The 26,957-nt window shown below is 55.2% G+C and carries 26 protein-coding genes; 20 read left to right on the forward strand and 6 right to left on the reverse strand.

Going from position 1 to position 26,957, the window contains the following annotated elements; translation table 11 throughout:
* Window positions 1-91: 91 nt before the first annotated feature.
* Complete coding sequence (gene yecR, locus ACNQ0W_RS16135) at window positions 92-430, reverse strand: YecR family lipoprotein (protein ID WP_032104233.1); 339 nt, start codon at window positions 428-430, stop codon at window positions 92-94.
* A gap of 245 nt (window positions 431-675) precedes the next feature.
* Here yecR and ACNQ0W_RS16140 point away from each other — a divergent pair, with 245 nt between their 5' ends.
* Window positions 676-1,314: an RpiB/LacA/LacB family sugar-phosphate isomerase gene (locus ACNQ0W_RS16140; protein ID WP_062933830.1), complete on the forward strand. Its 639-nt coding sequence runs from the start codon at window positions 676-678 to the stop codon at window positions 1,312-1,314.
* Between the two features lie 42 nt (window positions 1,315-1,356).
* Here ACNQ0W_RS16140 and ACNQ0W_RS16145 read toward each other — a convergent pair whose 3' ends face one another.
* The gene (locus ACNQ0W_RS16145; protein ID WP_062933831.1) at window positions 1,357-2,775 is read right to left on the reverse strand and encodes an MFS transporter; all 1,419 of its coding nucleotides are present in this window, start codon (window positions 2,773-2,775) and stop codon (window positions 1,357-1,359) included.
* Window positions 2,776-2,989: 214 nt separating this feature from the next.
* Here ACNQ0W_RS16145 and azuC point away from each other — a divergent pair, with 214 nt between their 5' ends.
* On the forward strand, window positions 2,990-3,073 hold the full coding sequence (gene azuC / locus ACNQ0W_RS16150; RefSeq protein ID WP_003859682.1) for a stress response protein AzuC: 84 nt from the start codon (window positions 2,990-2,992) through the stop codon (window positions 3,071-3,073).
* A gap of 106 nt (window positions 3,074-3,179) precedes the next feature.
* The gene (locus tag ACNQ0W_RS16155) at window positions 3,180-3,431 is read left to right on the forward strand and encodes a DUF2766 family protein (protein WP_003859683.1); all 252 of its coding nucleotides are present in this window, start codon (window positions 3,180-3,182) and stop codon (window positions 3,429-3,431) included.
* An 80-nt stretch (window positions 3,432-3,511) separates the two neighbouring features.
* Here ACNQ0W_RS16155 and ACNQ0W_RS16160 read toward each other — a convergent pair whose 3' ends face one another.
* Window positions 3,512-4,855, reverse strand: a complete 1,344-nt coding sequence (locus ACNQ0W_RS16160; RefSeq protein ID WP_032654011.1) for an anaerobic C4-dicarboxylate transporter — start codon at window positions 4,853-4,855, stop codon at window positions 3,512-3,514.
* Window positions 4,856-5,430: 575 nt separating this feature from the next.
* Complete coding sequence (locus ACNQ0W_RS16165) at window positions 5,431-5,934, reverse strand: non-heme ferritin-like protein (protein WP_032654009.1); 504 nt, start codon at window positions 5,932-5,934, stop codon at window positions 5,431-5,433.
* A 504-nt stretch (window positions 5,935-6,438) separates the two neighbouring features.
* Here ACNQ0W_RS16165 and ACNQ0W_RS16170 point away from each other — a divergent pair.
* From ACNQ0W_RS16170 to otsA, 6 genes are all read left to right on the forward strand, one after another.
* Window positions 6,439-6,996: a DJ-1/PfpI family protein gene (locus ACNQ0W_RS16170; RefSeq protein WP_116329870.1), complete on the forward strand. Its 558-nt coding sequence runs from the start codon at window positions 6,439-6,441 to the stop codon at window positions 6,994-6,996.
* Window positions 6,997-7,312: 316 nt separating this feature from the next.
* Window positions 7,313-8,302, forward strand: coding sequence for an arabinose ABC transporter substrate-binding protein AraF (gene araF / locus ACNQ0W_RS16175; protein ID WP_017384422.1), 990 nt, complete (start codon window positions 7,313-7,315; stop codon window positions 8,300-8,302).
* Window positions 8,303-8,373: 71 nt separating this feature from the next.
* Window positions 8,374-9,888 carry an L-arabinose ABC transporter ATP-binding protein AraG gene (gene araG, locus ACNQ0W_RS16180; RefSeq protein ID WP_003859688.1) on the forward strand — a complete coding sequence of 505 codons (1,515 nt, stop codon included), beginning with the start codon at window positions 8,374-8,376 and terminating at the stop codon, window positions 9,886-9,888.
* A 14-nt stretch (window positions 9,889-9,902) separates the two neighbouring features.
* Window positions 9,903-10,883 carry an arabinose ABC transporter permease AraH gene (gene araH / locus ACNQ0W_RS16185; protein ID WP_003859689.1) on the forward strand — a complete coding sequence of 327 codons (981 nt, stop codon included), beginning with the start codon at window positions 9,903-9,905 and terminating at the stop codon, window positions 10,881-10,883.
* Between the two features lie 153 nt (window positions 10,884-11,036).
* Complete coding sequence (gene otsB, locus ACNQ0W_RS16190; RefSeq protein ID WP_116329856.1) at window positions 11,037-11,840, forward strand: trehalose-phosphatase; 804 nt, start codon at window positions 11,037-11,039, stop codon at window positions 11,838-11,840.
* The gene (otsA, locus tag ACNQ0W_RS16195; RefSeq protein ID WP_062933451.1) at window positions 11,815-13,239 is read left to right on the forward strand and encodes an alpha,alpha-trehalose-phosphate synthase; all 1,425 of its coding nucleotides are present in this window, start codon (window positions 11,815-11,817) and stop codon (window positions 13,237-13,239) included. The genes otsB and otsA overlap by 26 nt, the downstream gene beginning before the upstream one ends.
* Window positions 13,240-13,254: 15 nt before the next feature.
* Here otsA and uspC read toward each other — a convergent pair whose 3' ends face one another.
* The gene (uspC, locus tag ACNQ0W_RS16200) at window positions 13,255-13,683 is read right to left on the reverse strand and encodes a universal stress protein UspC (RefSeq protein WP_062933452.1); all 429 of its coding nucleotides are present in this window, start codon (window positions 13,681-13,683) and stop codon (window positions 13,255-13,257) included.
* A gap of 796 nt (window positions 13,684-14,479) precedes the next feature.
* On the opposite strand from uspC, the gene flhD reads away from it, so the two are divergent.
* From flhD to cheW, 6 genes are all read left to right on the forward strand, one after another.
* Complete coding sequence (gene flhD / locus ACNQ0W_RS16205) at window positions 14,480-14,830, forward strand: flagellar transcriptional regulator FlhD (protein ID WP_003859693.1); 351 nt, start codon at window positions 14,480-14,482, stop codon at window positions 14,828-14,830.
* Between the two features lie 2 nt (window positions 14,831-14,832).
* Complete coding sequence (flhC, locus tag ACNQ0W_RS16210; protein WP_003859695.1) at window positions 14,833-15,411, forward strand: flagellar transcriptional regulator FlhC; 579 nt, start codon at window positions 14,833-14,835, stop codon at window positions 15,409-15,411.
* A gap of 123 nt (window positions 15,412-15,534) precedes the next feature.
* On the forward strand, window positions 15,535-16,422 hold the full coding sequence (gene motA, locus ACNQ0W_RS16215) for a flagellar motor stator protein MotA (RefSeq protein ID WP_003859696.1): 888 nt from the start codon (window positions 15,535-15,537) through the stop codon (window positions 16,420-16,422).
* A complete protein-coding gene (gene motB / locus ACNQ0W_RS16220; protein ID WP_003859697.1) occupies window positions 16,419-17,348 on the forward strand; it encodes a flagellar motor protein MotB in 930 nt (309 codons plus the stop codon). The genes motA and motB overlap by 4 nt, the downstream gene beginning before the upstream one ends.
* 4 nt (window positions 17,349-17,352) lie before the next feature.
* Complete coding sequence (gene cheA, locus ACNQ0W_RS16225) at window positions 17,353-19,362, forward strand: chemotaxis protein CheA (protein WP_062933453.1); 2,010 nt, start codon at window positions 17,353-17,355, stop codon at window positions 19,360-19,362.
* A gap of 19 nt (window positions 19,363-19,381) precedes the next feature.
* Complete coding sequence (gene cheW / locus ACNQ0W_RS16230; protein ID WP_003859699.1) at window positions 19,382-19,885, forward strand: chemotaxis protein CheW; 504 nt, start codon at window positions 19,382-19,384, stop codon at window positions 19,883-19,885.
* 96 nt (window positions 19,886-19,981) lie between these two features.
* On the opposite strand, the gene ACNQ0W_RS16235 is transcribed toward cheW, so the two are convergent.
* Entirely contained in the window at window positions 19,982-21,241 is a 1,260-nt protein-coding gene (locus tag ACNQ0W_RS16235) for a dicarboxylate/amino acid:cation symporter (protein ID WP_062933454.1), read from the reverse strand.
* A 427-nt stretch (window positions 21,242-21,668) separates the two neighbouring features.
* On the opposite strand from ACNQ0W_RS16235, the gene ACNQ0W_RS16240 reads away from it, so the two are divergent.
* The 5 genes from ACNQ0W_RS16240 to ACNQ0W_RS16260 are packed head-to-tail and all read left to right on the forward strand — an operon-like array spanning window position 21,669 to window position 26,894.
* Window positions 21,669-22,241 carry a spore coat U domain-containing protein gene (locus ACNQ0W_RS16240; RefSeq protein WP_023303908.1) on the forward strand — a complete coding sequence of 191 codons (573 nt, stop codon included), beginning with the start codon at window positions 21,669-21,671 and terminating at the stop codon, window positions 22,239-22,241.
* 7 nt (window positions 22,242-22,248) lie between these two features.
* A complete protein-coding gene (locus ACNQ0W_RS16245) occupies window positions 22,249-22,797 on the forward strand; it encodes a spore coat U domain-containing protein (RefSeq protein WP_015570265.1) in 549 nt (182 codons plus the stop codon).
* Window positions 22,798-22,813: 16 nt separating this feature from the next.
* Window positions 22,814-23,575 (forward strand): molecular chaperone, encoded by a 762-nt coding sequence (locus ACNQ0W_RS16250; RefSeq protein ID WP_062933455.1) that lies wholly within the window; start codon window positions 22,814-22,816, stop codon window positions 23,573-23,575.
* Window positions 23,551-25,935, forward strand: coding sequence for a fimbria/pilus outer membrane usher protein (locus tag ACNQ0W_RS16255; RefSeq protein WP_417933216.1), 2,385 nt, complete (start codon window positions 23,551-23,553; stop codon window positions 25,933-25,935). The genes ACNQ0W_RS16250 and ACNQ0W_RS16255 overlap by 25 nt, the downstream gene beginning before the upstream one ends.
* A complete protein-coding gene (locus ACNQ0W_RS16260) occupies window positions 25,932-26,894 on the forward strand; it encodes a spore coat U domain-containing protein (RefSeq protein WP_116329854.1) in 963 nt (320 codons plus the stop codon). The genes ACNQ0W_RS16255 and ACNQ0W_RS16260 overlap by 4 nt, the downstream gene beginning before the upstream one ends.
* Window positions 26,895-26,957: the final 63 nt, after the last annotated feature.

Genomic DNA, 26,957 nt, shown 5'->3' on the forward strand with positions numbered 1-26,957 from the left:
GGAATAAAACGCATTGCCGCCATTTTTATTTATTACTGAGAATTGTTTTAGTTCTTATTAAATAAACTGCCAGCGTGACTGGCAGTAGCGGTTAATACCACGGATTCTGGCTGGAAGAGGTAACGGCATATCCCTGACATTTATACTGGATGGTCACACTTTCGTTCAGACAGAGTGAACCGCTGATCAGAGTGCAGGTTTTAATTGGCTGCCCGTAGGCTGACGCGGTGGCATAGCCCATATGTTGGCAGGCTTTGGTTGCCGTACCGTTATTAACATAGTCATCAGACCAGGCGTTTTGCAGCATGGCCTGGCCATAGTCGAGGCGCACAATTCCGTTAGGGGCATCCGTACTGCTGACTTCTGCCTGACGGTTGATGCTGCACCCGGCGAGCAACAGGATCGTTCCGGCTATGATTACTCTTTTCATGGTTCACTCTGCGTGACGGGAAATACGCCATTGTAACCAACGCGATGGCACGCAATGGCCGGAATAGCCGGAGGATCTACCCTCTCACCGTGCAACGAGCCGGGCCACCGCGCGAAATTGTGAGCGCAGCTTTGTTTTTTAAAACAAGTTTTCACTTAATTTGAAAGTGCGTTTGTTTGATAGTAAGGTTAAGTTGAAAAGGTATCCACAGCGGGATCGCCCGCCATGCATTCAGGAGAGACAAGATGAAAATTGCACTGATGATGGAAAACAGCCAGGCCGCTAAGAATCCCATCATCCTTAATGAGCTGAAAGCCGTTGCTGATGAGAAAGGTTTCCCGGTCTATAACGTCGGTATGAGTGATGAGAACGATCATCATCTCACTTATATTCACCTGGGCATCATGGCGAGCATTCTGCTTAACGCGAAAGCAGTCGATTTTGTTGTTACCGGCTGCGGTACCGGGCAGGGCGCGCTGATGTCCCTGAACATCCATCCGGGTGTGATTTGCGGTTACTGCATCGATCCTGCGGATGCCTTCCTGTTTGCGCAAATCAACAACGGTAACGCGCTCTCTCTGCCGTTTGCGAAGGGCTTCGGCTGGGGGGCAGAACTGAACGTACGCTTTATCTTTGAGAAAGCCTTTACCGGACGCAATGGCGAAGGCTATCCACCAGAGCGTAAAGAGCCGCAGGTGCGTAACGCCGGGATTCTGAACCAGGTGAAAGCGGCGGTGGTGAAAGAAAACTATCTGGATACCCTGCGTGCAATCGATCCTGAGCTGGTTAAAACCGCCGTCTCAGGCCAGCGCTTCCAGCAGTGCTTCTTCGAGAACTGCCAGGACAAAGAGATTGAAGCCTTCGTGCGCGGTATTATTGGCTGATTTAATTTGCCGGGCGGTGCGTTGCCTGCCCGGCAGATAGCGTTACTTTTTCGATGAGACCGCGCTGCCTGCATCTTTGGTCAGACGCAGCGTGTCAACCATTCCCACCAGGCAGATTAGCGCGATCGCCACAAATGCCAGCCGGAAGCTCATTCCCGGCATACCGGCAATCCCCATCGCCTCACTGACTTTTTCCCCGATACGAATACCAATCGCCCCGAGCGTGATCCCAAGCCCCACGGCAAGCTGCGTTGCGGTTGAAAACAGGGTATTGGCATAGCTCATCTGCGCCGGGGGCACATCCGCAAAGGCCAGCGTACTGATGGCCGTAAACTGAATCGAACGGAAAACGCCGCCCAGATAGAGGATCAGCATGACGAGCCACGCGGGCGTCTGCGGCGTAAGAAACGCGCAGGCCAGCAACGCCAGGACATTCAACACACCGTTAATCAGCAACAGCCGCTTAAACCCCAGGCTGCGGATCAGCGGCGTCGTCGCCGGTTTAATGGTGAGATTGCCAACGAAAACCGCCAGCACCAGCAGGCCAGAATGGAACGCGTCCATGCCAAAGCCGACCTGGAACATCAGCGGTAGCAGGAACGGAACCGCGCTGATGGAGGCGCGAAACAGCGATCCGCCGTACAGGGTGACGCGAAACGTTGGCACCTGCATCGCATCGAGCCTGATCATCGGCCAGGTTGCCCGCTTAAAGTGACGCAGCGCCAGGCTTAACGCGACAATACCGACGATAAACAGCGTGGCGGTTAATCCTGTCCGCAGAGGCTCTGCGCCCATCAACTCCATCGCATAAACCAGGCTCACCATGGCAAGGGTGGTGACAACAAAACCCGGTAGATCGAACGGTCGGCGCGTATCTTCATGCAGGTCTGGAATGATGCGCAGCGCCAGCAAAATGGCGATTATCCCCAGCGGCACGTTAATAAAGAAGATCCAGCGCCAGTCGGCATAGCTGGTAATGAACCCACCCAGCGGCGGGCCGATGATCGGCGCGACCAGCGCAGGCCACGTCAGGGTGGCGATTGCCGTGATGAGCTGATGTTTTGGCGTGGTGCGCAGTACGGCCAGGCGACCCACGGGCACCATCAGCGCGCCACCCATGCCCTGGAGGACGCGCATCGCGACGAACTGATCGAGCGTGGTGGACAGGCCGCACAATACCGAGGCCAGCGTGAAGATCGCCAGCGCGAGGGCAAACACTTTTCGCGCGCCGAAGCGGTCGGCGATCCAGCCGCTGGCGGGGATCAGCACGGCCAGGGTGATCAGATAGGCGCTGATGCCGATATTCAGATCCACCGCCTGTACGCCGAAGCTTTTTGCCATATCCGGCAGCGCGGTGGCAATCACCGTCCCGTCCAGAAACTCCATAAAGAAAGCACCGGCCACCAGCAGCGCCGCAGGTGATAATCCACGGCTCTCTTTGCCGGATACGTTTTCACTCATTCTCTTCCTGCTCGCTCAAAAAATTTTATAAACATTTACTGGAATTTATAAGCCTGTAACGTGCGGATTTATCATGGCTTTTTTTAACAAACCAGCAGCACTGAGGGTTTAATAACCGTGACACAGGTCACAAAATGGTTGATTTTTGTGATGGTGGTCATATTATAAGCGTATTGACGATAACACCTGCATAACACGTTACTGGAGCAACATAATGAAACTGCGCAAAATCCTGAAAAGCATGTGGGCAAACTACTGCACAACGTTTAAAGACGTCCCACCGGGTGCGATGTTCTGATAAAAAAACCTGCTTCGGCAGGTTTTTTTATGTCTGCGGTCGACGAGAGGGAGATGGAAGGGCGTCTGTTTTGCTACTATGGCGGCCTTTGAATAAGGAGAACCCCATGTCACAAAACCTGAGCGCCGATCAGGAACTGGTATCTGACGTCGTCGCCTGCCAGCTGGTTATCAAACAAATCCTTGATGTGATTGACGTTATCGCGCCGGTTGAGGTACGCGAAAAGATGTCGACCCAACTGAAAAACATCGATTTCACCAACCATCCTGCTGCGGCGGACCCGGTTACGCTCCGCGCGATCCAGAAAGCGATTGCGCTGATTGAACTCCGCTTCACACCGCAGGGTGAGTCACACTAAAATAAACCGATGTTTTAAAATTAGAAACTCTTTTCTGCTTTTACGTCGAAGGGCGACAGAGCCTGTCGCCCGCAGAAGGATCAGAAGAACGTCTGCACCAGCAGATAGCTCACCACGCAGGCACAACTGACGCCAATCAGCCCCGGCAGAATAAAGCTGTGGTTGATGATGAATTTACCGATGCGGGTGGTGCCGGAGCGATCGAACCCGATACAAGCCAGATCGCTCGGATAGGTGGGCAGCACAAAGTAGCCGTAGGATGCCGGGAAGAAGGCCACCAGCATTTTCGGATCGATGCCCAGCATCAACCCCATCGGGGCGACCGCGGTCAAGGCCGCAGCCTGGCTGTTGACCAGTTTTGATACCAGGAACAGCACGATGGCATACGTCCAGGGATGACTCTTCACCACCCCCTCCAGCGCCATTTTCAGCTCGTCGAGATGCGCCTGAAAAAAAGTATCGCTCATCCATGCCACGCCAAACACCGAGAAAATCGCGACCATCCCCGCCTTAAACACCGCCCCGTTTGAAATGGCCGACGCATTCACCTTGCAGGTCATCAGCATGATGGCCCCGGCGATCAGCATCATCATTTGAATGACAAGGTTCATCGACAGGGCCGTCATTTTGCCTTTGATCTCAAACGCCGGACGCAGCTCGGGCAGCGCACCCAGCAGGACCACTACGGCAATCCCGGCGAAGAAGATCCACGTGGACCAGTAGGCCTGTTTCGGGAAGCGCTGATCCATCAACGTCTCCGTTCCTCCATAGATAAACTCCCGCTGTTTCGGATCTTTCAGCTTTTCCTGAAATTCAGGATCGTCTGCGAGGTTTTTCCCGCGGCGTAAGCTCCACAGTGCTGCAATGGCGACGCCAGACAGTGAGGCCGGTACGGAGACGGCCAGAATTTCGAGGATCCCCCACGCGTGGCCGATGCCGTGCTGCGCACCCAGAATCGAGACCAGCGAAACGACGGCCACGGAAACGGGGGAGGCGGTGATCGCCATCTGAGAGGCCACCGAGGCCACCGCCATCGGCCGTTCCGGGCGTATGCCTTTTTTCAGGGCGATATCCGCAATAATGGGAAACATGGTGTAGACGACGTGGCCGGTCCCGCACAGGAAGGTCAACATCCAGGTGGTAAACGGTGCGAGAAGGGTGATGTGCTGGGGATGTTTACGCAGCAGGCGCTCTGCAAACTGCATCATTACATTCAGGCCACCGGCGGTTTGTAGCGTGGCCGCACAGCCGATGACGGCGAGGATCGTGAGCATCACGTCAACCGGCGGTTTACCGGGTTGCAGACCAAAGACAAAACTTAAAATAAACAGGCCGATACCGCTTATCAGCCCCAGGCCCATCCCGCCGAAGCGGGTGCCTATCAGCAGGCAGAGGATAATGACAATAAACTCAATGGTGATCATGATGCTCCCTCGTCAATGAATGTAATTAAATAAATCATTACACGATGTGTGGTTATTCATTGGGAGCAAGATCTGATTTGTTAAATGTCAGCAAAAGCAGGGAGTTGGTACCCACTCCCTGACGGGCTGAGGGATCCCCAGTAATTTGAAAGCAAAAGCGATAACGTTGCCTCAGAATAACTGAAGGCTTTCAGCGATGCCTCGGTCCGGCTGTAAATCGCTGAGGCGTTTCCTGTAGGCCGGGGCGAGGCGCAGGGATGCGCCGAGAGGGCGGGCTTTACAGGGATGTTACCTCCGCCCGTCCCCGATAAGCCGGAAGGAATAAGCCGAAGGCACCGCGAAGCGGCGATTTTCCGCCGGAAGCCCGGGTCGCCAGGGTGGTGGCGACTGAGCCACCCTGGCACGTTCACCGGTCATGTCGTGACAGAGTAGCAAGGAACATAAAGTGAACGGAATGACCACCAGAGCCGTATGTTCCCCCTCACCCCAGCCCTCTCCCTCAAGGGAGAGGGGGCCGTCTGTGCAGGCATTATTTTGTGGGGAACTCTCAGCCCTGACGGGAGCGGGTGAAGGACTTAGTGGTGTTGCACGGTCGCAATGTCGAGAAGATGGCGGTCCGTCTGCTCCAGACAAATCCCCGCGCGTTTCGCATTGCGGATTTCATCTGCGAGCGTCTTCAGCAGCATGCCATCCTGCTGCTGCTCTCTGTCCATATCGCGTAAAAACTTGAGGGTAATGATGTCCTGTTGCGCCTTGGCTTCATCAGCCAGTTTGCTCAGCTTCGCACAGCGTTGCTCATACTCTTCGAGCGTTTTCTGGAACAGATCTTCCAGAGAAGTGTAATTATCTTCAATCGTTTCAAGCTCTTTGACGGTAGGGTTTGCCCCGACAGCTTTCAAAAAGTTAAAGACGCGCATCATGTGCGTGACGTTACTTTGCGCCTGAGTACGAAAGAAGGTGGCAGTGCCGTTGAGGCTTTTTCTGGAACACCACGCGCTCAAATGCAGATGCAGATTGGAAGCATAAAACTCCAGGTTCATCTGGGCATTCAGTTTTTGCATCATCGTTTGGGTAGTCATTCTCATATCCTTATTGACTGCGGGACTTGATGTCCGCTACTTAACCTGACCCGGCAGGTATTGACGATTGAAGGGCAGAAATAGATTTCTGCAAGGTAAAAAAACTCGAAAATTCACTTCCTGTGTTCGATTTAAATAAGCATACGCTTCTCTTCGACTTAAGAAAACTCTTAATTGGGCTGTGTTTACCATACATTACAAATTTAAATATAGCCCAGAATGGAAAGAGGGTTACGAGATTGTGTTTTATATAAACTGTTGATTTTTATGAACATAAAATTAATTTTGCTCATTTTTATCGTTTCAGGAAACGTTCTTTGGCGGGAAATTCTGTAAAAGTGTTAAATCAGAAATAATATCTGCAAATATATCCTGTTGTATCAAATTTGAGCTAAATCAATTTTCACTCAATATACGGTTCTGTGATCGCGACGCAAGATTGCTATCTGATAATCCGAGAAAATGAAACACTGTTTTACATCGTTTAATTCGTTGAGGTTTATGATGGCTAACGTTGCGGTGCTGCTGGCACCCGGTTTTGAAGAAGCAGAAGCGATTATCACGATTGATATTCTGCGGCGTTTACAGATTGAGGTGGAGACGCTGGCCTGCGCGGCGTCCCGTGCGGTAGTGAGTTACCACAATATCCCAATGGTGGCTGACAGTACGTTAACGGAGCGCATTAATACGCTGTATGACGCAGTCGTGTTGCCCGGTGGGCCGCAGGGGAGCGTCAATCTTGCGGCTAACCAGGAGGTGCTCCGCTTTGTTTCCGCCCATGACGAGCAGGGTAAACTTATCTGCCCGATCTGCTCTGCGGCCGTGCGGGTGCTGGGCGGTAACGGGCTACTGAAGGGGCGTCGCTACGTCTGTTCCGGCGATCTCTGGCAGAGCGTTGATGATGGAGTATATGTGGATGGGCCGGTCGTGGTGGATAATAACCTCATCAGCGGCAAGGGGCTGGGGCACGCTTTTGACTTTGCGCTGACGCTCTCTGCTCGTCTGTTGGGTGACGACGCCCCCGTGCGCGATCATGCTGAACACATCTATTACCGCTGGTAATTTTTCTGCCGGGCGCTAAGGCGTCCGGGTTACAGGGATTTCTTAGCTGACCTTATGGATAATCCTGCTTAACACCTTTCCATTTGTAGGACAATTACGTCCTTTTTTATGTCATTTTCCGCTGAATTTATGTACGCAATTACTGTAATTCTGCGGTGTGATGTTGCTCTCTTATGGATGATTAATTTCCCGCTAAAACTATCTCCAGCAATAACGCTTATGACGAGGTAAGCGCTAATGCCTTGTTTTAAGTCCGATTAAATAAGTCGTTCGCCATTATTCCCTACAGATAAGAATGCTAAAGCTGGAGTTTACCATGCACAAATTTACTAAAGCGCTGGCGGCCATCGGCCTGGCTGCCGTTATGTCACAATCCGCTATCGCTGAAAATTTAAAGCTCGGTTTTCTGGTTAAACAGCCTGAAGAGCCGTGGTTCCAGACCGAATGGAAATTTGCTGATAAAGCCGGAAAAGATTTGGGATTTGAGGTAATTAAAATCGCCGTGCCTGACGGCGAGAAAACGCTGAACGCCATTGATAGCCTTGCGGCCAGCGGCGCGAAAGGTTTCGTTATCTGTACGCCGGATCCAAAACTGGGGTCAGCGATTGCCGCGAAAGCGCGCGGTTACGACATGAAAGTGATTGCGGTAGACGATCAGTTCGTAAATGCCAAAGGCAAACCGATGGATACCGTTCCGCTGGTAATGATGGCGGCCACCAAAATCGGTGAGCGTCAGGGCCAGGAGCTTTACAAAGAGATGCAAAAACGCGGCTGGGATGTCAAAGAGACCGCCGTGATGGCCATTACCGCTGACGAGCTGGACACCGCCCGTCGTCGTACCACCGGGTCCATGGACGCGCTGAAAGCGGCTGGCTTCCCGGAAAAACAGATCTACAAAGTCCCGACCAAATCCAACGATATTCCGGGCGCCTTTGATGCGGCGAACTCCATGCTCGTCCAGCATCCGGAAGTGAAGCACTGGCTGGTGGTGGGGATGAACGACAACACCGTACTGGGCGGCGTGCGTGCAACGGAAGGCCAGGGCTTTAAAGCGCCGGACGTGATCGGGATCGGCATCAACGGCGTTGACGCCGTGAGCGAACTGTCAAAAGCGCAGGCGACCGGCTTCTACGGCTCTCTGCTGCCAAGCCCGGATGTCCACGGCTATAAATCCAGCGAAATGCTCTACAACTGGGTGACCAAAGGGGTTGAGCCGCCGAAATTCACTGAAGTGACCGATGTGGTGCTGATCACCCGCGATAACTTCAAAGAGGAGCTGGCGAAAAAAGGACTGGGCGGTAAGTAATACGCTGTGATTGCGCCCCTCACTCACCGTGAGGGGCCAGACGTACACACTACAGGAATCACGGAGTCGTTATGCAACAGTCTGATCCGTATCTCTCTTTCCGCGGCATCGGTAAAACGTTCCCCGGTGTAAACGCGCTGACCGATATCAGCTTCGACTGCTATGCCGGCCAGGTTCACGCCCTGATGGGGGAGAACGGCGCGGGAAAATCCACGCTGCTCAAAATTCTCAGCGGCAACTACACGCCCACCACCGGCACGCTGGCCATTCGCGGCGAAGAGGTGGCCTTTGCCGACACTACGGCAGCGTTAAACGCGGGCGTCGCCATCATCTATCAGGAGCTGCATCTCATTCCTGAAATGACCGTGGCGGAGAACATCTATCTGGGCCAGCTTCCGCATAAAAGCGGCGTGGTCAACCGCTCGCTGCTCAACTATGAAGCGGGCTTGCAGCTCAAGCACCTTGGGCTGGATGTCGATCCGCAAACGCCCCTTAAGTATCTCTCCATCGGCCAGTGGCAGATGGTGGAAATTGCGAAAGCGCTGGCGCGTAACGCCAAAATTATCGCTTTCGATGAGCCAACCAGTTCGCTCTCGGCGCGTGAAATAGAAAATCTCTTTCGCGTGATCCGCGAGCTGCGCAAAGAGGGCCGCATCATTCTGTACGTTTCTCACCGTATGGAAGAGATTTTTGCCTTAAGCGATGCCATTACCGTGTTTAAAGATGGCCGCTACGTGCGCACCTTCACCGATATGCAGCAGGTCAACCATGACCAACTGGTGCAGGCGATGGTCGGACGCGATCTGGGGGACATTTACCACTGGAAACCGCGCGAGTATGGCCCGGAGCGTCTGCGTCTGGATAACGTCAAAGCCCCGGGCGTGCGCACGCCCATTTCACTCTCGGTGCGCAGCGGCGAAATCGTCGGGCTGTTTGGCCTCGTGGGGGCAGGGCGCAGCGAGCTGATGAAAGGGCTGTTTGGCGGGACGCGCATAACCCAGGGCCAGGTTTTCGTCGACGGGAAAAAGGTCGATATTCAGAAGCCTGCGCAGGCGATTAACGCGGGGATTATGCTCTGCCCGGAGGATCGAAAGGCCGAAGGCATTATTCCGGTGCACTCGGTGCGCGACAACATCAACATCTCTGCCCGGCGCAAGTTTATCCGCGCGGGATGCCTGATTAACGACGGCTGGGAGGCGAGCAACGCGGATCACCATATCCGTTCGCTGAACATTAAAACCCCCGGCGCTGAACAGCTGATCATGAACCTGTCCGGCGGCAACCAGCAAAAAGCCATACTGGGGCGCTGGCTGTCGGAAGACATGAAGGTCATTTTGCTGGATGAACCAACCCGCGGTATCGACGTGGGGGCGAAACACGAAATCTATAACGTCATCTATGAACTGGCAAAACGCGGTGTGGCGGTCCTGTTCGCCTCCAGCGATCTGCCCGAGGTGCTGGGCGTCGCCGACCGCATTGTTGTGATGCGTGAAGGTGAAATTGCCGGTGAATTGCTGCATGAACAGGCGAATGAACAACAGGCGTTGAGTCTCGCCATGCCTAAAGTTAGCCAGGCTGTCGCCTGAGTAAGGAGTCAATGATGTCCTCTGTTACTACATCCGGAGCGCCGAAGTCGGCTTTCAGTTTTGGCCGCATCTGGGACCAGTACGGCATGCTGGTGGTCTTTGCTGCCCTGTTCGTCGCCTGCGCGATTTTTGTGCCGAACTTCGCCACGTTCATCAATATGAAGGGGCTGGGGCTGGCTATCTCCATGTCCGGCATGGTGGCCTGCGGAATGCTGTTCTGCCTGGCCTCCGGCGATTTTGACCTGTCGGTCGCCTCGGTGATTGCCTGTGCAGGCGTCACCACTGCCGTGGTGATCAACATGACCGAAAGCCTGTGGATCGGCGTGCTGGCCGGGCTGCTGCTCGGCGTGCTGAGCGGCCTGGTGAACGGGTTTGTCATTGCGCGCCTGAAGATTAACGCCCTGATTACGACGCTGGCGACCATGCAAATCGTGCGCGGTCTGGCCTATATCATCTCCGACGGGAAAGCGGTCGGGATTGAAGACGAGCGTTTCTTCACGCTGGGCTATGCCAACTGGCTGGGTCTGCCTGCGCCAATCTGGCTGACGGTAGGCTGTTTGATCCTGTTTGGATTCCTGCTCAACCGCACCACCTTTGGCCGTAACACGCTGGCGATTGGCGGGAATGAGGAAGCGGCGCGTCTGGCGGGGGTCCCGGTCGTACGGACCAAGATCATTATCTTCGTGCTTTCCGGGCTGGTTTCGGCGGCGGCGGGGATTATTCTGGCGTCGCGTATGACCAGCGGCCAGCCAATGACCTCTATCGGTTATGAGCTGATCGTCATCTCAGCCTGCGTTTTAGGGGGCGTTTCCCTCAAGGGCGGCATCGGAAAAATCTCATATGTGGTGGCGGGGATCCTGATTCTGGGGACTGTAGAGAACGCCATGAACCTGCTTAATATTTCTCCGTTCTCGCAGTACGTCGTACGCGGTCTGATCCTGCTGGCAGCGGTGATCTTCGACCGTTACAAGCAAAAAGCGAAGCGTACCGTCTGATTTATTTTTAGCCATCGATATGCTCAACTATTAACCATAGTTGACCCCCTGACCGGCCCGCCAGTTTTGCTGACGGGCCGGTTGCCAAATGGCGAGCGCCGTCACACTGTCTATACTTACATGGCTGTTTTGTTCACTGTAAGGAGGATTAGGGTGGCTGACTTGTTAACCGCACCGCCTGTACTGCCCGGAAAATTTGCTTTCTTTTTTGACCTCGACGGGACGCTCGCCGGGATTGAACCGCATCCGGATGACGTTGTTGTACCGGACACGGTGTTAGAGAATTTGCAGCAGCTCTCCCGACAGAACGAGGGGGCACTGGCATTGATTTCAGGGCGCTCAATGGCCGAGCTGGACGTGCTCGCCAGTCCTTATCACTTTCCGCTGGCCGGTGTGCACGGAGCGGAGCGCCGCGATATCCATGATCAACTGCATATAGTTTCACTCCCCGACACGCTGATTCAGGCGCTGCATACGCAACTCTCTTCGGCTCTGGCAATGCTTCCCGGTACGGAACTGGAAGCCAAAGGCATGGCCTTTGCGCTGCACTACCGTCAGGCGCCCCATCATGAGGCGGCGATCTTTGCGATAGCAAGAAGCGTGGCGGAAGCCCATCCGGAGCTGGCGTTACAGCCGGGTAAATGTGTGGTCGAGATTAAACCGGCAGGAATTAACAAAGGCGCTGCCATTGCAGCGTTTATGGCGGAAGCGCCGTTTAAAGGGCGTACGCCAGTCTTTTTTGGGGATGACCTGACCGACGAGCCCGGGTTCAGGGTGGTAAACCAGGCCCAGGGCATGTCTGTCAAGGTTGGATCTGGTGAAACCATTGCCGGATGGCGGCTGGAAAATGTCGCCAGCGTCTGGCAGTGGATATCTGACGTCGCTAACCAGCAACAACAACAAATAGCGCAAAACAACGGGAGAAATCATTATGGGTCGCTTAGTCGTCGTCTCTAATCGCATCGCACCGCCGGATGATAAAAAAGCCAGTGCCGGTGGCCTGGCGGTCGGGGTATTAGGTGCCCTCAAAGCCGCGGGCGGTCTCTGGTTTGGCTGGAGCGGGGAAATCAGTAATGAAGAGAAACCGCTAAAAAAGGTGTCACGGGGCAATATCACGTGGGCCTCCTTCGCCCTTAGCGAAAAGGACTACGATGAATATTATTCCGAGTTCTCAAACGCCGTGCTGTGGCCAGCGTTTCACTATCGTCTGGATCTGGTGAAATTCCAGCGCGAATCCTATGAAGGCTACATGCGCGTTAACGCGCTGCTGGCAGATAAACTGCTGCCGCTGATCGAAGAAGACGATATTTTATGGATCCACGATTACCATCTGCTGCCCTTCGCGAGGGAGTTGCGGAAACGGGGTGTGAATAACCGGATTGGCTTCTTCCTGCATATTCCGTTCCCGACCCCGGAGATCTTTACGGCGCTGCCGCAGCACGAAGAGATCCTGGAGGCGCTGTCTGATTACGACCTGCTCGGCTTCCAGACGGAAAATGACAGGCTGGCCTTCCTCGACAGCGTGTCGGGTAAAACCCGGCTGGTCACTCGCGGCGGCAAATCTCACACCGCGTGGGGACGAAATTTCCATACCGAAGTCTACCCGATTGGTATTGAGCCAGACGAAATCGCCGAGCAGGCCTCCGGTCCGCTGCCGCCGAAGCTTGCCCAGCTCAAGGACGAACTCAAGCACGTTAAGAATATCTTTTCGGTTGAACGACTGGATTATTCCAAAGGGTTGCCGGAGCGATTCCTCGCCTATGAAACCCTGCTGGATAAATTCCCGCAGCATCACGGCAAGATCCGCTACACCCAGATAGCGCCGACCTCGCGCGGTGAGGTTCAGGCCTACCAGGATATTCGTCACCAGCTGGAGACCGAAGCAGGGCGCATCAACGGGCGCTATGGTCAGCTCGGCTGGACACCGCTTTTCTATCTGAATCAGCACTTTGAGCGCAAAATCCTGATGAAAGTGTTCCGCTATGCGGACGTCGGGCTGGTCACGCCGCTGCGCGACGGGATGAATCTGGTGGCAAAAGAGTATGTAGCAGCACAAGATCCTGCTGACCCGGGCGTGCTGGTGCTGTCCCAATTTGCCGGTGCGGCAAACGAGTTAACTTCAGCGCTGATTGTGAACCCTTACGATCGCGATGACGTGGCAAATGCCCTGAACCGCGCGTTAACCATGCCGCTTGCGGAACGTATTTCACGTCATTCGGAAATGATGGAGACCATCGTCAAGAATGATATCAACCGCTGGCAGGCGCGTTTTATTGACGATTTGCGCGCGATCCAGCCGCAAAGTCAGGAAGGTGATCTGCAAAAAAAGATCGCGACCTTCCCTAAACTCGCCTGATTTTCTTCGGGGGCATTAATTGCCCCCGAGAGGCACCAGCAGGACATCCACCTGGCTTGACGAAACGATGGATTTTGCCGAGCACGCCGCCCGGGAAAAAAAGCTCTGGTTATGATTTCCGCAAATAACCAGGTCAATATTCTGTTTCCGACAAATGTCGAGAATATGTCCACTTAACTCCCCGGTGGCAATCACCGTCTGATGGACAGGATAGTTTGCCCGCTCAACCAGTTCGCGCAGAAATTGCTGCGTTTCCTCCTGAAGAACCTCACGAATATCTTCCAGCATAGGCGCTGCCAGTTGATTATACATTTCGGGTTCAGCTGCCAGGGTGATCAGACTTACGCGAGCGTTGTTCGGGCGGGCAATGGAAACGGCACGGGCGACGAGTTGATGACTTTCTGGGGAAACTGCAACAGAAACAAGAAGATGGGAGTAACTCATCACACACTCCTTTTATGTCAGAATGACACGTTTCTCAAGCTTTACCGCGAATCTGCCGCTTCTGCAAGAGGTACATGCGACAATAGTGTGAACCTTATCATAATTATTCATTAATTATTCTTATAAGAAGAATAACGAAATGGGGGCGCTAAATGAAAGTAATTAACAACTTAACGTAAATCACACATTTAGCCTTCCGTGCTGTTAAATCGCGTTAACCGATCGTCAACGCAAACGTGATGGTTACCCCTGGAAATTTGTTTCTCGAATCGAAAAGTTAACCTGCTGTTTTTACTTAATTAACTCCGGCTGTTTCCTGACGTTCGCGCCCGTTCAGACGCGGAAAGGCTATGCTTCTTCGACATAGCAATTTTCATACCCGATCCCCTCATCCCTCTGCATGAGTATTCGTTCCATAAGAATATAACCAAGCTTCGGTTGCTCAATAAATAGCCAAATTACAAGTCACGCTGATGGATTTATGGGTTACATTCGCGTAAATTATGTGACGAAGATCACATTTTTTTTAAATTCCAGGGGGGGCTGCATTGTATGTGTCAAAACTGACGAGTAGAGTTTGCGTCGAATTAGGAAAAATCTTAGTTATTTGTAAGAAAAGATAAAATGTGTAACCGACATTTTGGCCATGTTAACCGGTCACGCGCTTTACGACGTACAAACCTAAATTCAACTATGCATTTGGCCTTTTCTTTTTATACCGGGTGATTTCCCGGCGACATCACGGGGTGCGGTCTTTCCGCATAAAAATAATAGTTGGTTATTCGGGATGGGAAAAATGCATACATCCGAGTTGCTAAAACATATTTATGACATCAATTTGTCGTATTTATTGCTCGCGCAGCGTTTGATTAGTCAGGACAAACCGTCAGCGATGTTTCGTCTGGGTGTTAACGAAGAGATGGCAACCATGCTGGGTGGATTAACCCTCCCGCAAATGGTCAAGCTGGCTGAAACCAATCAACTTGTCTGCCAGTTCCGTTTTGATAACCCGCAGACCATTACGCGTCTGACTCAGGAATCCCGCGTGGACGATCTGCAACAGATCCACACCGGTATTCTTCTCTCCACCCGCCTGCTCAACGAAATCAGCCAGCCTGATGACGTAGCCCGGAAGAAAAGGGCTTAACAATGAGCGAAAAAAGCATTGTTCAGGAAGCCCGTGATATCCAGCTGGCGATGGAACTCATCACGCTCGGCGCGCGTTTACAAATGCTGGAAAGCGAGACGCAGCTGAGCCGTGGTCGTCTGATCAAGCTGTACAAAGAATTGCGTGGTAGCCCGCCGCCAAAAGGCATGCTGCCGTTTTCGACTGACTGGTTCATGACCTGGGAGCAGAACATCCATGCTTCCATGTTCTGTAACGCCTGGCAGTACCTGCTTAAAACGGGCTTATGCAGCGGCGTTGATGCCGTGATCAAAGCCTACAAACTTTACCTTGAGCAATGCCCGCAGCAGGAAGAGGGACCCCTGCTGGCGCTGACCCGCGCCTGGACGCTGGTGCGTTTTGTTGAAAGCGGCATGCTTGAATTGTCGCGCTGCAACTGCTGTGACGGCAATTTTATTACCCACGCGCACCAGCCTGCGGGCAGCTTCGCCTGTAGTTTGTGCCAGCCTCCATCCCGAGCCGTAAAAAGACGTAAACTTTCCCGGGATGCTGCCGATATTATTCCACAACTGCTGGATGAACAGATCGAACACGCTGTTTAACCCGAACCTGTGGGCAAGATTCCAGCAGCGGTAAGCGATTACCGCTGCTTTTTTTTACCCTGCGTTCAGGTCTCGCGCTCGAAATGAACGTCCTGCCATAGTCACTAGCGGAAGGATGATGTCGTGCTTATCTTATTAGGTTACCTGGTAGTTCTCGGTACAGTTTTCGGCGGTTACATGATGACCGGCGGGCACCTTGGAGCACTCTATCAACCGGCTGAACTTGTCATCATCGGCGGTGCAGGGGTAGGGGCTTTTATCGTTGGTAACAACGGTAAATCGATCAAGGGCACGCTGAAGGCGATTCCGCTGCTGTTTCGTCGCTCGAAATACACCAAAAGCATGTATATGGATCTGCTGGCGCTGCTCTATCGCCTGATGGCGAAGTCACGTCAGCAGGGGATGTTCTCGCTGGAGCGGGACATCGAAAACCCGAAAGAGAGCGAAATTTTCGCCAGCTACCCGCGTATTCTGGCCGACGCGATGATGCTCGATTTTATCGTCGATTACCTGCGCCTGATCATCAGCGGCAACATGAACACCTTCGAAATTGAAGCCCTGATGGACGAAGAGATCGAAACCCACGAGAGCGAATCCGAAGTCCCGGCCAACAGCCTGGCGCTGGTGGGCGACTCGCTTCCGGCGTTCGGCATCGTGGCGGCGGTCATGGGCGTGGTGCATGCCCTGGCCTCGGCGGATCGCCCGGCGGCTGAGCTGGGGGCGCTGATTGCCCACGCGATGGTGGGGACGTTCCTCGGTATTTTACTGGCCTACGGCTTTATCTCCCCGCTGGCGAGCGTGCTGCGCCAGAAGAGCGCCGAAACCACCAAAATGATGCAGTGTGTGAAGATTACGCTGCTCTCTAACCTCAACGGTTATGCCCCGCCGATCGCCGTCGAATTTGGTCGTAAGACGCTCTACTCCAGCGAACGTCCGTCGTTTATCGAACTGGAAGAGCACGTGCGCGCGGTGAAAAACCCCAACCAACAGACGACAACTGAGGACGCATGAAAAACCAGTCCCATCCGATCGTCATCGTAAAAAAGCGCAAGCATAAGGGGCACGGTCACGGTTCTCATGGCTCCTGGAAGATCGCGTACGCCGACTTTATGACCGCCATGATGGCCTTCTTCCTGGTGATGTGGCTGATCTCCATCTCCAGTCCGAAGGAGCTTATCCAGATTGCGGAATATTTCAGGACGCCGCTGGCGACGGCGGTCACCGGCGGGCCGCGCATTTCGAACAGCGACAGCCCGATCCCCGGCGGCGGTGACGATTACACCCAGCAGCAGGGCGAAGTGAAAAAACAGCCGAACATCGACGAGCTGAAAAAACGGATGGAGCAGGCGCGCCTGAAAAAACTGCGCGGTGACCTGGATCAGCTGATTGAAGCGGACCCTAAGCTGCGCGCGCTGCGTCCGCATCTGAAAATTGACCTGGTGCAGGAAGGGCTGCGTATTCAGATCATCGACAGCCAGAACCGGCCGATGTTCAAAACCGGCAGCGCCGACGTGGAGCCTTACATGCGCGATATTCTGCGTGCGATTGCACCGGTGCTGAACGGTATTCCTAACCGCATTAGCCTGTCCGGACACACGGATGATTTCCCGTACGCCACGGGAGAGAAGGGATACAGCAACTGGGAGCTTTCTGCCGATCGCGCCAACGCCTCGCGTCGCGAGCTGGTGGCGGGTGGGCTTGATGATGGCAAGGTTCTGCGCGTGGTCGGCATGGCTGCAACCATGCGCCTGACCGACCGCGGACCGGATGACGCCATCAACCGTCGTATCAGTCTTTTAGTGCTGAACCAGCAGGCGGAGCAGGCCATCCTGCATGAAAACGCCGAAAGTCAGAATGAGTCACTGGACGATTTAAAACAGCCTGGGGCCGTCCCTTCGGCTGCCGTTCCAACATCGCCACCAGCCAATCCGAGGTGATAGCGTGAGCATGGATATTACCGATTTTTACCAGACATTTTTTGATGAAGCCGACGAATTGTTGGCCGATATGGAGCAACATTTGCTGGATCTGGTGCCCGAGGCACCGGACTCAGAACAGCTCAATGCCATCTTCCGTGCGGCGCATTCCATTAAAGGCGGAGCCGGAACGTTTGGATTTACCATTTTGCAGGAAACCACCCATTTAATGGAAAACCTGCTGGATGAAGCACGACGCGGTGAGATGCAGCTCAATACCGACATTATCAACCTGTTTTTGGAAACGAAAGATATTATGCAGGAACAGCTCGACGCCTATAAAAGTTCGGCAGAGCCTGATGCCGCCAGCTTTGAATACATCTGCAACGCGCTGCGTCAGTTAGCGCTGGAAGCCAAAGGTGAGGCGTCTGCGCCTGCTGTCCCTGCGGCAAAACTGAGCGTTGTTGACGCCGTGGCCGAACCCGATACGGCGCCTGACGCGCCCGCAGGAAAACTGCGCGTGGTGCTGTCACGTCTGAAAGAGAACGAGGTCAACCTGCTGGAAGAGGAGCTGGGGAACCTGGCGACGCTCAGCAACGTGGTGAAGGGCAAAGACAGCCTGGCCGCGACGCTCGACGGCGGGATCGGCCAGGATGACATCGTGGCGGTGCTCTGCTTCGTCATTGAAGCGGATCAGATTGCGTTTGAAACCGAGGCGGCGGCCGTTGAAGCGCCAGCTCCGGCAGAGAATATCCCTGCGGTAGTTGCCGCTGCCCCGGCCCTGAAAGCCGTGCCAAAAGAGACGGCTGCCCCGGCCCGTGGTGAAAAACCGGCGGCGCGTTCCAGCGAGTCCACGAGCATTCGCGTGGCGGTGGAGAAAGTGGATCAGCTGATCAACCTGGTGGGTGAACTGGTGATCACCCAGTCGATGCTGGCCCAGCGCTCCAACGAGCTGGACCCGGTGACCCACGGCGATCTCATCACCAGCATGGGCCAGTTACAACGTAACGCCCGCGATTTGCAGGAATCGGTGATGTCCATCCGCATGATGCCGATGGAATATGTCTTCAGCCGCTTCCCGCGCCTGGTGCGCGACCTGGCCGGCAAGCTCAACAAACAGATCGAACTCACGCTGATGGGCAGCTCCACCGAGCTGGACAAGAGCCTGATTGAACGCATTATCGACCCGTTAACGCACCTGGTGCGTAACAGCCTCGACCACGGCATCGAGCTGCCGGAAAACCGCGTGGCAGCCGGAAAATCGCCCGTGGGCAACTTGATCCTGTCAGCGGAACATCAGGGCGGCAACATCTGCATCGAAGTGACCGATGACGGCGCGGGCCTGAACCGCGAACGCATTCTGGCGAAGGCGATCTCGCAGGGAATGGCGGTCAACGAAAACATGACCGACGAAGAAGTGGGCATGCTGATTTTTGCCCCGGGCTTCTCAACCGCAGAGCAGGTCACCGACGTTTCCGGCCGCGGCGTGGGCATGGACGTGGTGAAACGTAACATTCAGGAGATGGGCGGTCACGTTGAGATCCAGTCTAAGCAGGGCGCGGGCACCACGATTCGCATCCTGCTGCCGCTGACGCTGGCCATTCTTGACGGCATGTCCGTTAAAGTGGCGGACGAAGTCTTTATTCTGCCGCTGAACGCGGTGATGGAGTCCCTCCAGCCGCGTGAAGAAGATCTGCATCCGCTGGCGGGCGGCGAGCGCGTGCTCGAAGTGCGCGGCGAGTACCTGCCGCTGGTGGAACTGTGGAAAGTGTTTGAAGTGGACGGGGCAAAAACCGAGGCCACGCAGGGTATCGTTGTGATCCTGCAAAGCGCCGGACGCCGCTACGCGCTGCTGGTCGATCAGCTGATTGGTCAGCATCAGGTGGTGGTTAAGAACCTGGAAAGTAACTACCGCAAAGTGCCGGGGATCTCTGCTGCCACCATCCTGGGTGATGGTAGCGTCGCGCTGATCGTCGATGTATCGGCACTTCAGGGATTAAATCGTGAACAACGTGTGGCGAACACAGCCGCCTGATTAAGTAAAAGGTAATAACATGACCGGTATGAGTAACGTAACGAAACTGGCGGGCGAGCCATCTGGACAGGAATTCCTGGTTTTCACTTTAGGGGATGAAGAGTACGGTATCGACATCCTGAAAGTGCAGGAAATTCGCGGTTACGACCAGGTAACGCGCATTGCGAACACGCCAGCGTTTATCAAGGGTGTGACCAACCTGCGCGGTGTGATTGTGCCTATCGTGGACCTGCGCGTGAAGTTTAGCCAGGGCGATGTGGAGTACAACGATAACACGGTGGTGATCGTCCTGAATCTGGGGCAGCGCGTGGTGGGGATCGTGGTGGATGGCGTGTCTGATGTACTGTCGCTGACCGCCGATCAAATCCGTCCTGCGCCGGAGTTTGCGGTCACGCTGTCGACGGAATACCTGACGGGGCTGGGTGCGCTCGGCGAGCGTATGCTGATTCTGGTGAATATTGAGAAGCTGCTGAACAGCGAAGAGATGGCGCTGCTGGATATCGCGGCGAATCATGTAGCATAAAACAAAGCCGGGTGGCGGCTTCGCCTTACCCGGCCTACAAATGGCTCGAACACGTAGGCCGGGTAAGCGTCAGCGCCACCCGGCTCTTTTGTATCCTTACGCCTCCTGCTCCACCAGCGCTGCTTCCGCTTCCCGCGCCCCTTCATTCTGCGACAGCATCGCCGTCGCAATCCCGTTCCCCAGCACATTAATGGCGGACCGTCCCATATCCAGGAAATGGTCAATCCCCATCAGGAGCAGGATCCCGGCCACCGGAATGTTAAAGCTCGGAATGGTTGCCGCCAGCACCACCAGCGACGAGCGCGGTACGCCCGCAATGCCCTTTGAGGCCAGCATCAGCGTTAACATCAGCACCGTCACCTCGGTGAAACTCAGGTGAATGTTGTACGCCTGGGCGATAAACATCGAGGCGAACGAGCAGTACACCATAGAGCCGACCAGGTTAAACGAGTAGCCAATCGGCAGGACGAAAGAGGCGATATTACGTGAACAGCCGAAGCGCGCTAACTGCTCCAGCGTTTTCGGGTATGCCGCTTCTGAGCTGCTGGTGGTAAACGCGACCAGCACCGGATCTTTCAGCATCGCCACCAGACGGAAAATCTCTTTTTTCAGCACCATGTAACCTACCGCCAGCAATACCAGACAGGTCAGAAGGATCGCCACATAGTAACCGCCAATAAACGAGGCATAGTTCAGCAAAATGCCCAGACCCTGAGTGGCAATCACGGACGAAATCGCGGCAAAAATGGCCAGCGGCGCAACGTACATCACGTAGCCCGTCACTTTCAGCATAATGTGGGAGACTACATCCAGCGCCGCCACCAGCGGGGCGTTGAATTTCTGACCTAATGACGCGCCGCCGATGCCGAAGAACATCGAGAAGACCACAATTTGCAGGATCTCATTGTTCGCCATCGCGCCGGCAATGCTGGTTGGAATGGTGTGTGACAGGAAGGCTTTCAGCGACATCCCGCTAACGGCCAGGCCGGTATCAACTGTCTCGGTCGGAATGCTCAGGTTCAGACCGCTGCCGGGTTGTTCAAGGGTGACAATAAACAGCCCCACCAGAATGGAAAGCACGGATGAGCTGATAAACCACACCATCGCTTTACCCCCGACGCGCCCAATCGTCGACGTTTCACCCAGCTTCATAATGCCCACCGTCAGGGTGCTGAACACCAGCGGGGCAATCACCATCTTAATCAGCCGCAGGAAAATATCGGTCAGCAGGGTGATGTTCTCCGACCAGGCCTGTATCGCGTTGGGCGAAGCATACTCATGGATCGCCGCACCTGAAAGAATGCCCGCCAGCATGAAAATCACGATGAAGAGCGTGAGTTTGTTTGCACTTGCCACAAAAAGATCCTCTATGCGCTAAAAGAGTTTCCTGCGTCAATGCATACAAAATTTTTATTTAAGCGCAGGAAAATATTCGGGGCATAAATTGAAGTAAAGCTGCGTGAGTTACAACTTGTTTTTAATTTTTATGAAATTCGTTGTTTTTACTATGACGATATATTGTGATGTGGATCACATTACAGGCGATATATCCTCAAATTAAGCAAGAATAATGCCCGTTTTATTTTGCTAACTCTTTGTAATATTTGTTAATAGTGTGTTAATTAAAGGGCGGGTGTCTCCTCTCCGTTGAAAGTGGTTGAAGCGTGAACCATAAACTAAATTCTCAGTAACCGCGCCGGGGAATGTTTAAGCGGGGCTAACATATTGAACAGTATGAATAAAATAGGGCAAGCGAACCATTATTTCTTCTGGAGGGTGGTAAATGAAAAGAAAACTTCTTTTTATCTGCGCGGGTACACTGCTGTCGGCGGCGACTGTCGGTCAGGCGCTGGCAGTCACCAGTAGCGGTACTATCGGGGCGACGCTGACGCTGACGAACGGTTGTTTGATCAACGGCTCGCCAACGCAAAATGGCATTAACTTCGGGACACTCGATTTCGGGACCCATCCTGCGACATTCTCCACCCTGACAACCCAGTTAACCGGGGCCAGCGGCGGAAACACCTTTACCATTCAATGTACCACTGCCAGTTACACGGTGGCGATCACCGGCAACACCAACGCGACCGCACCCGGAACCGTTGTCGGCACCCCTGGCACACCCGCCCGCTATCTGGTGAACACCGCCAATGCGGCACAGGGCGTGGCATACAGCCTCTATAGCGACAGCGGGTACAACAACGTGATCGCTAACAACGCCGCGTTGCCCGTAGCTTCCACGGCGGGCGGGGTGAACAGCTATACCCTCTACGGGCGCATAACGGGCGGCGGCAATAGCGTAACGGTTGTACCGGGAACCTATACCGACACGATTAACGTCAGCGTCACCTACTGATTCAGCCATGAAGGCATTGTGTTTATGTCTGCGCGAAAGCGCAGAGGGCGTCGTGCACCCTTTTTTGGCTCTGATCGTCGCGCTGATGATGATCTGCGACGCCGGGGCGGTGACCTCCCAGTCCTTCAGGGTGAGCGCGACGGTAGTACCAGGGTGCTCAGTGAGTACCGGCACGGGCGGGCGCTTTGGGACGCTGGATTTTGGAACCCGCAATGGCGTGGACAACACGCCGGTCAGCACCAGCTTTGTCGCCGACGGCGCGTTGTCCATCGCCTGCACGCCGGGCGTGGCGCTGAGCATGAGCATTGACGGCGGCCAGAATTACAGCTCGGTGCGACGGATGACGCGTTCAGGCGGGACCGAAGTTGTTGGTTACCGGCTCTATAGCAGCAGCTCTCTGGCGGCGAACAGTGAAATTGGGGTTAACCAGGCCATACCGATTACCTATACCAACAGCAATAACATCGCGCTGCCTCTTTTTGGCGTCGCGCTCCTGACGGGGTTTAGCCTGCCGGGAACATATTCAGATCAACTCACCGTGACCTTGTCATGGTAGGAAAGGGAGAACATCGATGAAGCCATTTTTCAGGCGATCGGGCCTGGTGGGTCTGTTGGGGGCAACGGCTCTGGCAGCGGGCCAGGCGCAGGCAGCGGCAACCATTCTTCTGTGGCCCATCGATCCGTGGCTGTCGGCAGAGGCCAGAGCAACTGAATTGTGGATCCAGAATCAGGGCAACAGCGCCACGACAATGCAGGTGCGTATTGTGCGCTGGAAGCAGGAGGGAGGATATGAGCGATACACCGCCCAGCAGGATGTGGTTGCCAGCCCGCCGATCGTGACCATCGCCAAAGGCAGTAAACAGCTTATTCGCCTCATCAAGCAGGGGACGATCCCGTCGGGGGTTGAGCAGGCTTACCGCATTATTGTGGATGAAATTCCCCAGCCGGATACCAAAGCGGAACCGTCCATGGGCCTCAAACTGCAAATGCGCTATTCGATTCCTTTATTTGTTTATGGGCAGGGGATCCCCACCCTCAACGAAGGGGCGCACCACGCGCTGGCGAACACGCAACAGCTGAGCTGGCGGGTCGTTCAGGAGGGGGGGAAACCCGCGTTTCAGGTCCGTAATCAGGGGGATGTTCACGTCCGGCTCAGCCAGGTTGCGGTTGAGCAGGGCGGGCAAAAACGCACGGTTGCCGAGGGGCTGCTGGGTTATGTGCTGCCAGGCAGCACCCGAAGCTGGCCGCTTCCGGCAGGGATTTATCAGCCGAACCGGATGAGCGCGCAAATTAATGCCAGGGATACGCAATGGCAATCGACGCCCGTCAACTGAAACCGGCGATCATGATCCTGCTTTGCGTCAGTACCAGCGCCTTTGCCGAAACCGGCGACGACAGTTTACCGCCGCCGCCGGATGCACGGACGATGAACGGCGAAGCAGTATTCCAGCTCGCCCTGGTGCTGAACCACTATGACACGGGTCTGGTGGTGCCGGTGACGCAGCGTGAGGGCGCCTGGTTTATTTCGGGCGCGGATTTGCTCCGCGCCGGGCTGCCGCCCGCGCATGTGCCAGCCGGTGAGGTGAATCTCTCGACGCTTACGTCGGTACGCGCAGAGTACGACAGCACGGCCCAGCGCCTGTTGCTGACGGTCCCCCGGGACTGGGTCGCGGCGCGGATCACGCCGTTCAGCGAACAGAGCACGCAAAGCAAGCCGCACTATGGCCGCGGCGCGCTGCTCAATTACGACGTTTATACCAACCATTCCGAACACACGGGCGGTCAGGCATCGGTCTGGCACGAGTTCCGCTATTTCAATGAGGATTATTCATTTTCATCGACGGGTTACGCCCGGCAGAATTTCACCGGTAACAGCGGACAGCAGGAAGGGTACGTGCGTTATGACTCTACGTTACTGATCACCAACGAAGAGGATGCCACCACCTGGTCCGCCGGGGACGTCATCAGCGATGCGCTGAGCTGGAGCACCAGCGTGCGCATGGGCGGGATCAGCTACGGGCGCGACTTCTCCCTGCGTCCGGATCTGGTGACCTGGCCGCTGCCCGCGTTTTCCGGCGAGGCGGCCGTCCCGACCTCGGTCGATCTCTTTATTAATGGCTACCGTTCCGGCTCCACCCGCCTTCAGCCGGGGCCGTTTACCCTCACCAATCTGCCGTATATCAACGGTGCCGGGGATGCGGTACTGGTTACCACGGATGCGCTGGGACGTCAGGTGAGTACCACGTTGCCGTTTTATGTCAGCAGCGATCTGCTTAAGCAGGGGTTAAGCGACGGCGCCGTGACGCTGGGCAGCCTGCGGCGTAACTACGGTATTGAGAATTTTGACTATGGCCCGGCGGCGGGCAGCGGATCGTACCGCTACGGGGTGACCGACTGGCTGACGCTGGAGGGGCATGCGGAAGGGGCGGAGTCGCTGGCGCTTGGCGGCGCGGGCACGGTGCTGAAGCTTGGGCGTTTTGGCGTGGTCAATACCTCGTGGACCCAAAGCCGCATGCGCGGCGATAGCGGCGGCCAGATAAACTGGGGCTATCAGTACAACACCAGCGAGTTTAGCGTAGCGACCCAGCATACCCGGCGCGACCGTGGCTTCGGCAACCTCGCTCTGTACGATCAGCCCACCGTTTATGATGAAAATGATAACCCCGTTGCCAGCCTGAGCCGCAATACCGACCAGTATTCCTTAACCTTTAACCTCGGCGGTTACGGCAATATCGGTGCGGCGTGGATCGGGGTTGAGAGTTTTGACAGTCAGAAAACTGAGCTGCTCAACCTCTCCTGGAGCCGTAATCTGTGGGGCTCAAGCATTATTTATCTGGCTGCCAGCCGTGACCAGCAGCGGGGCGACTGGACGGTTGCGCTGTCGTTGCAGGTTCCCCTCGGCGAACGTGACAGCGCCGCCGTCACCTTTGAAAACACTCCTGACGCAGGCAGCACTCAACGCATTAACTACAACCACTCGATGCCTTCAGACGGCGGCTTTAGCTGGAACATGGCCTGGGCCAACCAGTCGCGGTCGAGTAACTATCAGCAGGCCACGCTCGGCTGGCGGAATAACAACGTGGAGCTACAGGGCGGCGGCTACGGTGAGAAGGGCATGATGACCTGGTGGGGCGAGGCGATGGGCTCTGTCGTGCTGATGGACGGTGAGCTGTTTGCGGCGAACAAAATCAACGATGCGTTTGTGGTGATCAGCACCGACGGACATCCGGATGTTCCCGTCAGCTACGAAAACCAGCCGGTCGGAAAAACCAATAACAAAGGCTATCTGCTGGTGAGCGGCGTTTCCGCCTATTACCCGGCAAGTTACCGCATCGATACCCTGAACTTACCCGCGGATACCCGGCTGAAAGAGACCGAGCGTCGGGTGGCGATTCGTCGGCATAACGGTTATCTGGTGGATTTCCCGATGGAGCAGGAGCGGGTTGCCAGCGTGATCCTGCACGATGCGCAGGGCAATGCGATCCCGGTGGGAAGCCAGGTCAGACGCGCATCCCGCAGCAGCGCGGTTGTCGGCTACGACGGCCTCGCCTGGCTGGAAAACCTCAACGATGTGAATCCGCTCGAGGTCATCACCCCGGAGGGTAAACGCTGTACGGCAACGCTGACCGTTGGCGCAAACCCTGAACATAAGCTGCAAACCTACGGTCCGCTGACCTGTCGGGAGGCGCCGTGAGACGCCTGTTAATCGCGCTGCTGTTGCTATTTTCTGGCGGCAGCTGGGCGGCCTGTACCGTCAGTACGGTGAATGCCTCGTTTGGCAGCGTCACCTCGTTCGCACTCAGCGGTACCGGGGAAGTGGAAACGACGGGCACGCTGGTGGTGACCTGCGATACCGTTCTCAACCTGTTAACCAACGACTCGGTGACGCTGAATTACACTTCGGCATCCGTCTTCGCGAATAGCCGGGCGACCATGAAGCGTACGGACAACGCGGCTATTACCGATGTCATCCCTGCGCGGCTGTGCGGGGCGTCCGGCTGCGGCGGAAACAGTGAAATACAAATCAGCAAAGCCTATACCTGGAGCGGAAACACGCTGCTCGGGCTGCTGGGTTCAAGGCGCTACAACATTCCCCTTTATTTCCGGACCGTAATGGGGCAGAACGTCACCGCCGGGCCGTATCAGGTGTTGTTAACGTTCAGCATTAACTACAACGTGTGCGCCGTTGGCGCGGTCGGAGCGTGCCTGTCCCCGCAAACCGGCACGGCAACCACCTCGATCCTCCTTAACATGACCGTCACCAACGATTGCAGCACCATGACCACGCCGGACGCGAATTTTAACAGCGCGCCGCTGGTGCAAAATTTTCCTACCGTTTCACAGTCGGTCGCCGTCACCTGCACCAAGGGCATCACCTACACCATAGGCATTAATAATGGGGCAAACGCCCTGAACAACGTGCGTCGTATGGTCAGCGGCAGCAACTTCATGAGTTACGACATCTATAAAGAGGCGACCAGCAACCGCTGGGGCGGCAGCGGCAGCGAGCGCTGGGCCAGCGCCAGCTCATCGCAGGTCAGTACGGTCGGGCTTTTACGTACCTACAACTACACCGCCAAAGTTTTGACCAGCCAGGCCACGCCGCCTGCCGGAACCTACACCGACACGCTGATTGTCGACGTCGCATTCTGACTCCCGCGCTTTTCCCTTTCGCAAATGTAAAGTTCCTGAGGCCTGTGCCGATAACACCGTTAA

This window comes from Enterobacter cloacae complex sp. 6730903, from assembly GCF_048283985.1.
GTDB classification, from domain to species: domain Bacteria; phylum Pseudomonadota; class Gammaproteobacteria; order Enterobacterales; family Enterobacteriaceae; genus Enterobacter; species Enterobacter hormaechei_C.